This window comes from Acidithiobacillus caldus ATCC 51756 (genome assembly GCF_000175575.2).
GTDB lineage: Bacteria > Pseudomonadota > Gammaproteobacteria > Acidithiobacillales > Acidithiobacillaceae > Acidithiobacillus_A > Acidithiobacillus_A caldus.
The window spans coordinates 1,465,022-1,479,266 of the sequence record NZ_CP005986.1 but is presented as its reverse complement, the minus strand read 5'-3'; the positions used below and the strand labels follow the sequence as shown (position 1 = coordinate 1,479,266).

Here is a 14,245-nt window from a genome sequence, read left to right as displayed (position 1 = left end):
AGCCTCCAGTAACCCACCACTATAGCAAAAACCTGCGCCCATGCGCCTTTCCGCCATTCGTCTGCACGGCTTCAAATCCTTTCGCGAACGCACCCAGATCCGGCTGGAAGCCAATCCGGTGGTCATCGTCGGACCCAACGGCTGCGGCAAGTCCAATATCGTCGACGCCATCCGCTGGGTGCTGGGGGAGTCCTCAGCCCGGCAACTGCGGGGCGCGCAGATGGTGGATGTCATCTCCAATGGCGCCGATGGCCGCGCCACCGCCAGCGAGGCGATGGTGGAACTGACCTTTGACAATAGCGCCGCCAAGGCGCCGGCACCCTGGACGCCGGTTCCGGAGATTCGTGTGGGAAGGCGTCTGAGCCGCGACGGTGATAGTCAGTACCGTATCAACGATGCCCGTTGTCGCCGCCGCGACGTTGCCGATCTCTTCCTGGGTACGGGCCTGGGCAGCAATGCCTACGCCATCATCGAGCAGGGAACCATCGGCCGAATCGTCGAGGCGCGCCCCGAAGAGCTGCGCGCCATTCTCGAAGAGGCGGCGGGGGTCAGCCGGTATAAGGAACGGCGAAGGGAAAGTCAGCAACGTATCCAGGAGACCGGCGAGCACCTGCAGCGCCTGTACGATCTCCACGGAGGGCTCGGCGAGCGCATTGCCGTCCTGCAGCGTCAGGCAGAGTCCGCTCGGAGTTTGCGGGCCTTGTGGCAGGAACAGAGGCGCTGGCGGTGGTGGCAGTTGCTGGCAAGGCTCGAGGGTGCCTCGGTGGCGCACGAGCGTCTCTGCCAGCGGATGAGCCGTCAGGAAGAGCAGGCAGCTACCCTGCAGCGGGAGCTTGCCCAACTGTCCCGCCAACAGGAGGGCCTGCAAGAGCGGCGTCAGAACTGCAGCGAAGATCTGCGCCAGGCGCAGGAAGCGCTTTATCGCCTGCAGGCCGAGGAGTCGACGCTGGCCCAGGAACTCCGCCACGAGGAGGAGCGTTGCCGGGAGACGGAGGCGGCCCTGCAGAGGCAACGGGGACGCTTGCACGACTTGCACGAGGATAGTGTCCGGCGCAAGGCCACGGCCCAGGAAGCCGAAGCCCGTTGTGCCTCCATCGACCACGAAGAAGAGCGCCTTGCCACCGAACTCGAGACCTGCCGCGCCGGTTTACGGCAGACGGAAACGGAGCTGGAGGAGAGCGCGCGCAAACTGGCGGCGGAACGGGAGCGCCGTGCCGACGCTCGCCGCGAGCGTGAAGTGGCAACGGCGCGGCGTCGGGAACTGGCGTCTCGCCTGGATGCCCTGCATCGACGGATCGGGGAATTGGAGCCGCGTCCTGATTCCTCGGCAGCGGCGGAGCTGAGCGCCGCGGAGACTGCCTGGGCGGAGCTCGAGGCGCAACGGCGGCAACAAGCCGTAGAGCTCGCCGAGGCCAGCGCTGCATTGGAAGCCGATCAGGAGCAGCTGGAGGCCCGCCGTGCACAGCATGGGCAGCAGCGTGCCCGCCAGCAGGAACTGCGCGCCCGACGCCAGGCCCTGGAGCGTCTACAGTCCGGTCTCCTGGCGCGTCTGCCAACGCCAGCGCGACCGGGCACGGGACTCTTGGAGCATCTGCGCGTGGACCCACCATGGGAGTTTGCCGTGGAGCGCATACTGGGGCCGCTGCTGGGGGCTCGGCTGCGGGCGGCGGACGATGCTGTCCGTGATGTCGACTGGGAGCATCCCTGGATCCTCGCCGATACCGATGCCGATCTGGGCACGGCGACGGGGTCCAGGGAAGATGCCCTCCTCGCGCGACTGACCATTCCGGAATCCTGGCGCGCTGCCCTCCACCAATGGCTGTGGGGCCTGCGCTGCGCCAGCGACATTACCGAAGCCTGGGCCCGGCGACACGAGCTCAGCCACGATGAGGCCTGGATCACGCCAGCGGGACAGATTCTGCGCCCCCAAGCCTTCAGTCCAGCCGAGGGAAGCGGGGAGACGAGCTTGTTGCAGTGTCGGCGTGAGCTCGAGCTAGTGCAGCGCGAAGAAAGCGTTGCGACAACCGCGCTCGAGGATCTGCAGCGCGAGCTGGTGACGCTGGAGCAGCGCGTCGCCGCTCGCCTGCAAGAACGCCAGCGCTGTGTACAGGCAGAACGCAAGGGACAGCAGGCCGAACTCGCCCTACGGGAACGGCTGGCCAGCCTACGCAGTCGGGTGCAGGCAGAGCAAGAAGCCCAGCGCCAGGCAGAGGCAAACCTCGCCCGTCTGCGGTCTGAGCGGACGACCCTGAGTGCGGAGTTGGCCGCCGTCGATGAGCAACTCGAACAACTTCGTCGCAATGCGCCGACGGAGGATGGGGAGCAGCGCCTGCGTCGGGAGGAAGATGCCCTGCGCGCGCGACAGGCGCAGCAGCGCAGTCTGTTGGGCCGTCTGCGCCAGCAACAGCAGGCCCTGGCGCTGGAAAAGGAGCGCCTTGGCGCGCAGCGTGCGGCGGTCGAGGAGCGCTTACGTGAGTGGGAAGCGGAAGAGGCAGAGCTGCAACGCACGCTGGCGCACCTGACGGAGGATCTCGAAAAGCGTCAGAAAAAACTCCCGCCCCTGAAGGAGCGCCTTGCGCTGCTGGAGCAGGGTCGTGCCGAGAACCGCAAGCGCGTGCAGGCGGCACAGGCTGAGCTCGATGCGGTGGAGGAAAGCTGGCGTCTGTCCCAGAGCGAGATTCAGCGCCGCGACAACGCGCTGCGCCGTCTGGAGCAGGGATTGGCGGCGGCGCGAGTCGAGCGTGAGACGCTGGAAGCGCAGTTGCAGGCGCTAGCGGCTGAAGCCGCTAAGCTGGCCAACGAACTGGGCCACGATCCGGGCGCCGCCCCCGAGGGCGTCAGCGCCGAAGCAGAGCTGGGCCGGATCGAAGGCGCCATTGCCGCCCTGGGCAACGTCAACCTCGCTGCGGAGGAAGAGCTGCGTGAAGCCGAGGCGCGTAGCGGTGATCTCGCCGCCCAGATTACCGACGTGGAGACGGCGCTGGCCGCTCTGGAGAGCGCCATGGCCGCCATGGACAGCGAAACCAGTGCGCGTTTTCAGGATACCTTGCAGCAGGCCAACGGACACCTGCAGCGAATTTTTGCCACCCTTTTCGGCGGAGGGGAAGCGGAGCTGCAGCTGGACGGAGATGACCCTCTGCTGGCTGGCCTGCTCCTGCGCGCGCGCCCGCCGGGCAAGCGCAATGCCCACCTGCAGCAGCTTTCCGGGGGTGAGAAGGCGCTGACGGCGCTGGCCCTGGTTTTCGCCCTCTTCGCTCTGAATCCGGCACCTTTTTGCGTCCTCGATGAGGTGGATGCGCCCTTGGATGACGCCAATGTCGGACGTTTCTGCGCACTCTTGACGGAACTTGCGCAGCAGACGCAGTTTCTGGTGGTCAGCCACCGCCACCTGACGCTGCAGGTGGCGGCGCAACTGCTGGGGGTGACCATGCCCGATCCCGGCATATCGCGGGTGGTGCCGGTGAGCGTGGCCGAGGTACTGGCGCAGCAAGCCCGGCACCCGTAGGGGTGGGGCTTTGCGTCGCGGTTCAGACCGCGGGCCGGCAGGCACCGTGCAGATGGAGGATCGGCCAGCCGCGGCGCTGGGCAATGGTCTGCAGCTCCGGGTCCGGATCCACGGCCACGGGCTGCGCCACAGCTTCCAGCAAGGGCAGATCGTTGTGGGAATCGCTGTAAAAGGTGGCCTGTGCCATGCTCTCGTGCCAATCCCAGCCGCGTTCGTCCAGCCACTGCGCAAGGCGTTGGACCTTACCCTCGCGAAAGCAGGGCACCCCGCGGCTGCGACCGGTAAAGGCACCATGGGCGTCGGTCTCCACTTCGGTAGCCAAGAGTTCCGGTACCCCCAGGGCTGCGGCAATGGGACCCGTCACGAAGCGATTGGTGGCGGTGATGATGAGGAGGGTGTCGCCAGCCTCACGGTGTTTTTCCACCAGGGCGCGTGCTGCATCGGTGATCATGGGCGCGATCCGCGCCTCCATGTACTGGCGGTGCCAGGTCTCCAGGCGCTCGCGCGGATGCTCGGCCAGGGGCGCCAGGACAAAGGACAGAAAGGCTTCGATGTCCAGGGTACCGTTTAGATACGCCCGGTAGTAGCGGTCGTTGGCCTCGCGCAGGGTATCGCCATCCACGACACCCTGTTCGCTGAGGAATTCGAGCCAGGCGTGATCCGAATCGCCGGCGAGCAGGGTATTGTCCAGGTCAAACAAAGCCAGTGCCATGCAGTCTCCTAAGGGCAGGTGCCGCGGGCATTATACCGTAAAAGTCCTTTGCGCTATGCTGATGGCATGTGTTCCCTGCCGCCACGGACCCGATCATGACCGCTTCGACCGACCCACGGGCGCGCGCGCAGGAATTGCGTGTGCTGCTGGAGGCTGCGAATCGCGCGTATTACCGCGACGACGCACCGGTGATGAGCGACGCCGAGTACGATGCCCTGCTTCGCGAGCTGCGTGCGTTGGAGGATGCGCATCCGGAATTGCGTGTGGCCGACTCGCCGACGCAACGGGTAGGGGCAGCCCCGGTATCGGCCTTCGGGGCGGTGCACTACCGTATTCCCATGACCTCCCTCGATAACGTTTTCTCTGAGGAGGAATTTAGGGACTGGTGGGAGCGTCTGCGCCGGGCGCTGCCCGAGGTCTCCAACCCGGTCTTGAGCGGTGAACCCAAATTCGACGGCCTCTCTGTCAATCTGCGCTACGAGGGAGGCAGACTGGTGCGGGCCGGCACCCGCGGAGACGGTGTGGAGGGTGAAGATGTCACCCATAACGTCCGAACCATTCACAACGTTCCGCTTCAACTCCAGGGTTCGGGCTGGCCAGAACTCATCGAACTGCGCGGCGAGGTAGTCTTGCCCGTGGCCGCCTTTCGCCGGCTCAATCGCGAGCGCGAGCGCCGCGGCGAGGCGCCCTTTGCCAACCCGCGCAACGCTGCCGCGGGAAGCCTGCGCCAGCTGGATCCGCGAATAACGGCAAGGCGTCCCCTGGCCTTTTTCCCCTGGGGTTTTGGTGAGTGCTCAGAACCGCTGGGGGATAGCCACGTCCACATCCTGCAACGTTTTGCGACCTGGGGTTTTTCCGTGACGGAATTCCTGCGTCCCATCCACGGCCTGGACGAGGCCCTGGCGTATCACGCGGACCTTGCCGCGCGACGGGAAAGCATGCCCTTCGAGATCGATGGCCTGGTATTCAAGGTGGATGATCTGGCCCTGCGGGAGCGTCTCGGTTTCACGGCGCGGGCGCCGCGCTGGGCCATCGCCTGGAAGTTCCCAGCCCACGAGGCCAGCACCCTGGTGGAGGATATCGTCGCGTCGGTGGGACGCACGGGCGTGGTGACGCCGGTGGCGCAGCTGCAACCGGTATCGGTGGCTGGGGTGATGGTCAGTCGCGCCAGCCTGCACAATGAAGACGAGGTCCGGCGCAAGGATGTTCGGGTAGGGGACACGGTCCTGGTACGCCGTGCCGGCGACGTCATTCCCGAAATCGTCACGGTGCTGCGCGATCGGCGGCCCGCCGCCAGCCAGCCCTGGCGCATGCCCACCCGCTGCCCCGTCTGTGGGTCGGAAATTCTGCGTCTGCCCAATGAGGTAGCGCATCGCTGCACCGGCGGTCTCTATTGTCCGGCCCAACGCATGGGCGCCATTCTCCACTTTGCCTCGCGCCGCGCCATGGATATCCGCGGGCTCGGAGAAAAACTGGTCGCCCAACTCGTGGCGCAGGGGCTCGTGAAAACCGTGGCGGACCTCTACCATTTGGACAGGGATACCTTGCTGGCCTTGCCACGCATGGGTGACCGATCGGCGCAGAAGCTGCTGGACGAGATTGCCGGCTCACGCCAGACGGAATTTGCCAGATTCCTCTACGCGCTGGGGATACACCAGGTGGGCGAGAGTACCGCCAAGGCCCTGGCGCAGCATTTTGGTGATCTGGAGACGCTCATGGCCGTGTCCGCCGAAGATCTCCAGGAAGTTCCCGATGTTGGGCCGGTGGTTGCCGAAGCCATCCTCCATTTCTTTGCCCAGACGCACAACCGTGAGGTCATTCAGGCCCTGCTGGCTGCGGGAGTGCATTGGCCCAAGGTCCGAAAAAGGGAAGGCGGCGTGCTCCAGGGCAAGCGTCTCGTGTTGACGGGCAGTCTTCCCCACTTGAGCCGCGAGGCGGCCAAGGAGAAGATAGAGGCCGCAGGTGGCAAGGTCGTATCGGCAGTTTCGGCACAGGTGGACTATGTGATCGTGGGCGAGGCACCCGGCAGCAAGCTGGCCAAGGCGCAAGCTCTCGGTATTCCCCAGTTGGACGAGGCGGCATTCCTGGCACTGCTGGCCGAAGGAGGAGAGGATGTCTAGTGGAAAGCGCAGCATGCGCTTGAATGTGGCCGATGTACACGGCGAGGTATTCACGGGACTCGTGGAGTTCGTCGTGGTTCCCGGGATGCTCGGCGAACTGGGTATCCTGCCGGGACACGCCCCGCTGATCAGTATTTTGCGGGCTGGAGAGTTACGCATAACGCCTGTGGAAGGACACCCCCAGATCCTTTTCCTGGAGGGCGGCATGGTTGAGGTCCAGCCCGCTGTCGTTACGGTGCTGGCCGACAACAGCCTGCGCGTCACGGATATCGACCCCAAGCTCAGCGAAAGCCGCATTGCCGCAGCCCAACGGGCGCTCAAGGATCATCGCGGCCATTCGGAAATGGATTTCGCCAAGGCCGAGCTGGAGCTGCAACGGGAACTCGCCAAGCTTGGGGCCTTCGAGCGTTATCGGGCAATGGCGCAGGAAGGTAAAGTGCAATATTACGACTGGCAGCGTCCTGCACCGCAAGCGGCACCGAAGATCCACGTCGAGGCCCTGGAGGACTGATTTTCGCGCCGATTTTTGGTGCGCTGGCGAATCCTTTTTATTCCGACCGGATGATAATATCCGTTGTGTATCTCCCAACTCGTCAATCTTTCCCGACGCAAGCTTGCCAATTCTCGACGATGTTTCTAGACTAAAAATATCGGCAGCGAGGTAATCATCCGGAGGTGTAATGGTACAGACACCTGGGCAGGGACGCCATTTGTTCACGAAGGTGCTGTGGCAGATGCTCCTGGGGCTGCTTCTGGTCATTGCTGCAGGCTTTCTCATAAATTTTTCCCTCAAACAGTATTTCCCACAATATCTGAGTTACGCTCCCTTGGTGCGCGAGATTGTCTGGAGCCTGATCGTCCTGATCATCGGTCTTTGGATCGCGAGTCACCTGGTGGCCTATGCCGAAAGGCGCTTTGCGCGTACGCGCAAGGACCTTTACGGTCTAACCCTGCTCATAAGAATTGCTGTCTATATCGTATTATTGGCCGTCATTCTCTCGATTTTTCACATCAGTATCGCTGGGATACTGGCTGGTAGTGCCGTTGGTGGCGTGGTCCTCGGCTTTGCCATACATACCTTTGCTTCCAATCTGCTCACGGGAATCTTTGCAACGGCGAGCGGCGCCCTGAACTATGGCGATGTCGTCTATGTCAATTCCTGGGTGTGGAATGTCAATACCGTCGGACAGATCGTCGAGATAAAGGCGCTGTTCTCCAAAATGCTGACGCAGGACGGGGCACTCATCAGTATCCCCAATTCCGTGCTTCTGGGCAGTAGCGCATTGGTGGAGTATGCCCATGAAGACAACAGTTATATCTATCCGGTGGAGACTATGGTCAATGCCGATGTCCCCATGGAACTGGTCATTACCGAAGCCAAAAAGGCGTCCTTGTTCCAGCACTGTGACATTTTCATCCAGTCGCGCAACGGCTTCAACAATACCCTGCATCTCATGTTGCGTTTCCAGAACGTCACGGAATTGAATGGCCGGATAGATGAGGCTAACCGCATCATCGATGCCGCCTATTGGAAAGCAAAGAATGGCGTGACACTCTACGGTCCGTCGTATTTCGCCCGCGTACCCGACAGCTATCCCGTATTGCTGGGTCTGCCCATCGACGTGCCCTCCGCGCGCATACTCGATACCGCGCGAAAGCAGGGCCTCAAGGTCAATCTGGTGAACAAGACGAATGCCATGAATACCTTCCTGCTCCAGGTTGGCGTGGACGATGGCAAGGATCTGGCGCAATCCATCGAAGCCGCAAACCTCGCTCTCGAACAGATCTATGGGCAGCTGAAGGATGAAACCACCACGGCGGCTGCGCAAAAGCCGTGAAGTGAAATTCAGGAACTCAGATGCGCCAGCAGGTCACGACTTTCCAGACACAGCGCGCTGCGCTCCCAGAAGGTCGTGAAGACGGATCCCCCCGCCTGACGCCAGAGCACGGCGGCACGCACGCCCGCCAGAAGCAGGGCGCGGATGCGCACGGTGTCTTCTTCCTGAGTGAGAAAACGACTCTCGCCACTGACGATGATCCGTGGTGACAGGATGCCGATGCCTTCGGCGTAGGTGTTGGCCAGGCCGCCAAGCACACTGGGGTGAATGGCGTCGCCGAAATGCTCGATCTGACGCCGGGCCTCATCGATGCCGCGGCGCACGCGCTCGGTGGCGGCGTGATTATGGATCAAGGCCTTGCCCAGCTTGGCCAAGGACAGGGCATAGCGCATCTGCTCGGCTTCCTCGGCACTTCCGGGACCACGCTGGAGCAGGGGACAAAGGCCTTGCAATGCGCGCCGCAGGCTCGGCAGTCCACCCAGAACGGCAGCGCTGTCCCGCCCATCGAGGCTCAGGATGCTCTGAACGCAGGAGCCGAGCATGCTATTGTCGTGGATTCCCCGGCGGGCCGCGTCCTGCACTTCCTGAGCGGCGCGCAGGATACCGGCAAGGGCCAGGGTGCGGTCTGCTCGCCGCGCTGGATTGATGAACATGGCCATACCTAGTGGTCCTCCGCGGCGTGGTCGCTGCTCAGGGCATCCTGCAGTGCGGCGGTGAGTGCTGCGATCTCGTTGTCGCGAAGCTTGCGGTTCTGGGCGTTGCGGATGAAAAAGGTATCCTCCACGCTTTCCCCAAAAGTAGAGACCTTGGCGCCAAAGATGGTAAAGCCCAGCGTGCGCAGGGTACCGCCGACGCGGTAGAGGAGACCGAGGCGATCGGGCGCCCGGATCTCCAGCAGGGTGTCCTCTGCCAGGGTGTGGTTGTCCACAAAGATTTCCAGCGGCAGATCGGCAAAATAACGATGGCGCAGGTCGCGATGGCGCATGCCAAAGTGGGGCTTGCGCGGTACCTCACCATGGAGGACGGCGCGCAGGTCGCGGCGCAGTATCTCCTGTGCCGCCGCCGGTCGCGCGTAGCTGTGCGACTCATCGAGGACCACGAAGGTATCGAGGGCACGACCATCGTGGCTGGTGTCGATGCGGGCATCGAGAATGTTCAGGGAGTGGCGGTCCAGGGTGGCGGTGATTTCCTCGAACAGACCTGCCTTGTCGGGTCCGTAGATGAGGATCTCACTGCCCTCCACGGGGTGTTCGCGCAGGCGCACCAGATACCCGCGACCATGGTATGCGTGGATCTCGTGCGCCTGCCAAAGCAGTTCGTCGGCGCGGTAGCGCAGAAAATAGCTGGGGCGCATCTCCTGCCACAGCTCCAGAATCTGCTCGCGAGCGGCGGGCTCCAGTTTGGCCAGTACCGCTTCCTGACGCGCGCGGATGACCGGGCCGTGATCGGCAAGAACGGCATCGCCACCTTCCAGGGCCGCCCAGCTGGCGTCGAAGAGTTTGTGCAAGAGGCTCGCCTTCCAGTCGTTCCACAGCTCGGGATTGGTGGCGCGCATATCGGCGATGGTCAGCAGAAACAGGTAAGCGAGATGACGCTGATCGCCCATGCGCTCGGCAACGTTGCGGATGACTTGTGGGTCCTCGAGGTCGCGGCGTTGCGACACCGTGGATAGCAGCAGGTGATTGTGGACGAGCCACACCAGCAGTGCGCCGGCATCCGGCTCCAGCTGCATGGCGTGCGCAAAACGCTGCGCGAGCCCCGCTCCCTTGCTGGAGTGATCCCCACCCTGTCCCTTGGCAATGTCGTGAAATAGGGCGGCCAGCACCAGAATCTCTGGATGCCGCACCGCAAGGCGCGCCTTGCGGATCTGGGGATCGTCCGCTTCCTGCCATAGGCGCGCCAGCTCTCCTAGGACAAAAAGCGTATGCTGATCGACGGTATACACATGAAATAGATCGTGCTGGATAAGGCCGGTGATGGCCCGGTAGGGCGGCAGTAGCCGTCCCAGGAGCCGCGTCTGGTGGAGCAGGGTCAGAAAGCGTGTGGCCTGGGTCGGGTTGCGCAACGCCTCCAGGAAGACGGCCCGAGCCTCGGCGTTGCCCGTCAGGTCACGGGCGTGATAACGCCGCCGGATGGCGTGGACATCGCGCCAGAGGCTGCCCTCCAGCGCATCGCCATCGCCCTGAGCCGCCACCTGCGCGAGCCGGGTCAGTAACTGCACCAGCGGCACGGCCACGGGCTCCGGTGGCACTGGCTCGTTCCGTGTTTCGGAGCTCCCGCGCAGATGACCCCCCTCGCTCAGGAACTGACCGATGCTCTCCTGGACGATGGCTGAGACGCGTAGCACGTCGGCAAAGACTTGGTAAAGGCGCTGCATCATGCGTTCCACGGCGCTGCGTCCACCGTGTCCACGGAAACCGAGCCCTTCGGCCAGAGCCTCCTGATATTCCAGGCGCAGACGATCCTCGCCCCGTCCAGCGCGCTGGTGCAGGTGCTCGCGCAGGGTTTCCAGAAAAAGCCGAGCGCGTAACAACTGGCGATATTCTGCCCGCCGCATCAGGCCGTGCCGGTATAGTGGGGCAAGGCTGGCCTGCCCGAAAAGACGGGCGGCGAGCCATTGCAGCTGGTGAATGTCGCGCAGTCCGCCGGGGCCGTCCTTGATATTCGGCTCCAGGTGATAGGCCGTGTCGGAAAAACGCCGGTGACGCTGATCCTGCTCGGCAATCTTGGCGGCATAAAAGGACGTGGGATCCCAGGGGGGTTGCGCGCGCAGGTCCGCCTGCAGGGCTCTATACAGCCCCCTGGAGCCCGCCAGAAAGCGCATCTCGTGCAGGGTCGTGGCGATGCTGAGATCGGCGCGCGCCTCAGCCAGACACTGTGCTACCGTGCGCACGCTATGACCGACGGGACAGCCCCGATCCCAGAGCAGGGTGAAAAAACGGCTGACGAAGGCATCCCGTTGGGGATCGTCGCCATCCTCCACCAACACCAGAAGATCCAGATCGGAGCCTGGAAAGAGCCTGCCCCGGCCATAGCCACCTACGGCAATGAGGCTGGCATCGTGACGTTGGCGCCCGTCGTTGGCGTCGCGCCAGAGCTGCCGCAGGATCCCATCGTGCAACCTGGCGCGCTGGCGCAAGGGCGGACGAACCGGGGCAACTGCCGCTATAGGCTCCATCCCGGCGCGCGGGGTGGTAGTGGACGCCGTGGACCGCGTGGCCGTCACCTTCAGAGGGGATCGCCCGGCAACTGGGTCAGCACCTCGTGGCCATCCTCCGTGACCAGAATGGTGTGTTCCCATTGCGCCGAGGGGCTGTGATCCTTGGTGACGATGGTCCACCCATCGGGCAGAGCCTTGATGTGGCGCTTGCCGGCGTTGATCATGGGTTCGATGGTAAAGGTCATACCGGGTACCAGACGCAGCCCCTCACCGGGATTACCGTAGTGCAGCACCTGTGGCTCATCGTGGAAGACGCGGCCGATGCCGTGCCCGCAGAACTCGCGTACCACGGAGCAGTGCTGGGCCTCGGCGTAGCTCTGGATGGCATGGCCGATATCGCCCAGGGTCGCTCCCGGACGTACCTGGGCGATGCCGCGGACCATGCTCTCGTGCGCCACCTCCACCACCCGTCGCGCCTTCAAGGGTACGTTGCCCACCAGGAACATCTTGCTGCTGTCGCCGTGATAGCCATCCTTGATGACCGTCACGTCGATGTTGAGGATGTCCCCATCCTTGAGCACGCGATCACCGGGTATGCCGTGACAGATCACGTGATTGAGGGAAATGCAGACGGATTTGGGGTAGGGCGGATATTCCGGGCTTGGCTGGTAATTCAAGGGCGCAGGAATGGCGTCGAGATCGTTGACGATGTAATCGTGGCAGATCCGGTCCAACTCGCCCGTGCTGATGCCCGCCTGTACGTAAGGTGCGATCATTTTCAAGACCTGGGCCGTGAGTTGGCCCGCTACCCGCATCTTTTCCACTTCTTCGGGGCTGTGAATGTGTACGGGGGGGCGTTCCTGACTTCGACGCAACATGCATAACTCCTCGCGCGGCTATAAAAGTAGGGTCTCTGCCGCATCTAGAATCATTCTATCAGGACTGACCCGAGTGCGGTAGGCAAGAATCTCCACCCCTGCTTGCCGCGCCCGGCGCAGGGCCTCGGCGTATTGGGGATCGATGCTTTCCGCTGGCGCGAAACCCTGGCCATCCTCCCGCCCTATCAGAAAAACCAGAACCCCCCGTGCGCCCGCCGTCACCACTTCCTGTAGCGACTGCAGGTGCCGTCGCGCACGCAGGGAGACCGCATCGGGAAACCGCACGACGCCATCGGCGTCCAGGAGTGTACAGGATTTTACCTCCACATAGGCGGGGGGCTTGTCCGACCCCTCCAGAAAAATGTCGACGCGGGCGTGATCCCCGTAGGGCACTTCACGCCGCAGCAGCGGATAACCGGCAAGTTCCGGGATGTTGCCCATTGCGATGGCTTCCGCGACGACGGCGTTGGGCCTTTGGGTGTTGATGCACACCCAACTGCTTCCGCTCCAGTAGAGCTCCCAGGTCCAGGGATACTTGCGCCGTGAGGACGGCTGATGGGACAGCAGTACCGGCTGCCCCGGTGTGGCACAACTGCGCATGCTGCCGGAATTGGGACAGTGTACGGTGACTGTCTGGCCGTCCTCCAGGCGACAGTCCGCCAGAAAGCGTTGATAACGGCGCAGTAGCGTGGCGGGGATCAGGGCAGGCAGGTCCATGGCCGGAAGTATAGCGCGGCGGACGCAGACCCGTACCAGACCTGCTAGATTCTGTTCATCTCCCAAATCAGGGCAGTGCAGGCATCGGACAGAACCACCATCGCCGGCGTGACCACCATCAGGATGCGATCGTTGCTCAGGGGATAGAAGCAGGCACGGTGCTGTTGGCAGCGGATCGTGATTTCCTGCTCCCGACACTCACCCAGTTCATCGCTGATATGCCCGGCCAGACGTGCCAGTGCAGCACCGGCAATCCCGATCAGGCGGGCATCGCCGACGGTACGCCCGCCTTCCAGGAGGAGGGTCCCGTCGCCGGCGATGAGGGCAAGACCCAAAATCTCTGGGCAGATACTCTGCAGGCGTTGATGAAGTGAATTGAACGCTTCCGGGGACATGGGAGGCTCCTTGGGTCAGTTGGTGGCGCGTCAACGCGGTGGCGGATAGTGAAAGTCAGCGGCATCCACCAGATCGGGACCGCTGTCGAGTTCAGCAAACCAGTCCAGAAAGGCGGCAACGGTTTCCTTGCCGCGGAATGAGGCGCCGTGCTGCGGCACGATCCATTCCACATCCATGCCGCGCACCATCTCTGCCCACAGCGCACAGACTTTGCGTCCCCCCATGTAGCGACGATGAAAAGCCTCCATCCCGGCACTTGCCCGATGCGCCGCAAAGGCTGCGGTACCCTCGATGACCGCTGCCGCCCCACTGCCGGAGACCAGATTGGCGCCGACATCTCCAGAAAAAAGAATGCGCGATATGGGATCGTACACATGGAAATTGCCGACCGCGTGCAGATAGTGGGCAGGAACGATGGCCAACTCCTGTCCCCCGAGCTCGACCCACATGCCAGCAGGGGGAATACCAATGACCCGGCCCGTCGTCATGCCCTTGGTACAAAAATGTGGCAGAAAACGGGTCCATTCCTCGGCAATGAGGATCTTGGCCTCGGTGATGAGCAGCCAACCGTTGGCCGAAGCAACGATGTCCGGGTCCTCGTGAGAGGCAAAGACGTAATCCAGGTGGGATGGCAAGAAGTGCTCGGCCATGCCTGCCAGGAGATGCTTGTAGGTCAGGTTGCCACCCGGGTCCAGAAGCATCCCTTCCCCCTCATGGACGATGAGGAATTGGTTGGCCTGGATACCGTCACCCTCCACGAGGTCGGTAAAAGCGATACATTTGTGAGACGTGTCGGCATACAAAACGGTAGACACCTGAGCTAGCTCCCTGATTAGGAACAATGGTACCTAAATAGTCTAACGTATTATTTTTGGAATGGCGAATGGCATTCCGGGTGGTACGGCTGCAGGCCGAGTGC

11 protein-coding genes are annotated in these 14,245 nt (G+C 63.1%); 4 read left to right on the top strand and 7 right to left on the bottom strand.

The features are described from left to right. Positions 1–40 precede the first annotated feature (40 nt). Entirely contained in the window at positions 41–3,505 is a 3,465-nt protein-coding gene (smc, locus tag ACAty_RS07160) for a chromosome segregation protein SMC (RefSeq protein ID WP_004872309.1), read from the top strand. Between the two features lie 22 nt (positions 3,506–3,527). On the opposite strand, the gene ACAty_RS07155 is transcribed toward smc, so the two are convergent. Then, positions 3,528–4,217, bottom strand: coding sequence for a histidinol-phosphatase (locus ACAty_RS07155; RefSeq protein WP_004872308.1), 690 nt, complete (start codon positions 4,215–4,217; stop codon positions 3,528–3,530). Positions 4,218–4,312: 95 nt separating this feature from the next. On the opposite strand from ACAty_RS07155, the gene ligA reads away from it, so the two are divergent. The 3 genes from ligA to ACAty_RS07140 all read left to right on the top strand — a co-directional run bounded on the left by ligA (position 4,313) and on the right by ACAty_RS07140 (position 8,175). Next, on the top strand, positions 4,313–6,337 hold the full coding sequence (gene ligA, locus ACAty_RS07150; RefSeq protein WP_081254395.1) for an NAD-dependent DNA ligase LigA: 2,025 nt from the start codon (positions 4,313–4,315) through the stop codon (positions 6,335–6,337). Further along, positions 6,330–6,848 carry an ATP synthase F1 subunit epsilon gene (atpC, locus tag ACAty_RS07145; protein WP_226047622.1) on the top strand — a complete coding sequence of 173 codons (519 nt, stop codon included), beginning with the start codon at positions 6,330–6,332 and terminating at the stop codon, positions 6,846–6,848. The genes ligA and atpC overlap by 8 nt, the downstream gene beginning before the upstream one ends. A 169-nt stretch (positions 6,849–7,017) precedes the next feature. Further along, entirely contained in the window at positions 7,018–8,175 is a 1,158-nt protein-coding gene (locus tag ACAty_RS07140; RefSeq protein WP_004872304.1) for a mechanosensitive ion channel family protein, read from the top strand. A gap of 8 nt (positions 8,176–8,183) precedes the next feature. On the opposite strand, the gene hflD is transcribed toward ACAty_RS07140, so the two are convergent. The 6 genes from hflD to ACAty_RS07110 are packed head-to-tail and all read right to left on the bottom strand — an operon-like array spanning position 8,184 to position 14,141. Then, positions 8,184–8,834, bottom strand: a complete 651-nt coding sequence (gene hflD / locus ACAty_RS07135; RefSeq protein WP_004872302.1) for a high frequency lysogenization protein HflD — start codon at positions 8,832–8,834, stop codon at positions 8,184–8,186. Between the two features lie 2 nt (positions 8,835–8,836). Continuing rightward, on the bottom strand, positions 8,837–11,401 hold the full coding sequence (gene glnD, locus ACAty_RS07130) for a [protein-PII] uridylyltransferase (protein WP_238323789.1): 2,565 nt from the start codon (positions 11,399–11,401) through the stop codon (positions 8,837–8,839). Positions 11,402–11,403: 2 nt separating this feature from the next. Further along, positions 11,404–12,213: a type I methionyl aminopeptidase gene (gene map, locus ACAty_RS07125; protein WP_004872299.1), complete on the bottom strand. Its 810-nt coding sequence runs from the start codon at positions 12,211–12,213 to the stop codon at positions 11,404–11,406. A gap of 18 nt (positions 12,214–12,231) precedes the next feature. Further along, positions 12,232–12,930, bottom strand: a complete 699-nt coding sequence (sfsA, locus tag ACAty_RS07120) for a DNA/RNA nuclease SfsA (protein ID WP_014002995.1) — start codon at positions 12,928–12,930, stop codon at positions 12,232–12,234. Positions 12,931–12,974: 44 nt separating this feature from the next. Next, the gene (locus ACAty_RS07115) at positions 12,975–13,325 is read right to left on the bottom strand and encodes a hypothetical protein (protein ID WP_004872295.1); all 351 of its coding nucleotides are present in this window, start codon (positions 13,323–13,325) and stop codon (positions 12,975–12,977) included. Positions 13,326–13,355: 30 nt separating this feature from the next. After that, positions 13,356–14,141 carry an oxygen-binding di-iron domain-containing protein gene (locus tag ACAty_RS07110; protein WP_038471839.1) on the bottom strand — a complete coding sequence of 262 codons (786 nt, stop codon included), beginning with the start codon at positions 14,139–14,141 and terminating at the stop codon, positions 13,356–13,358. Between the last annotated feature and the right edge of the window lie 104 nt (positions 14,142–14,245).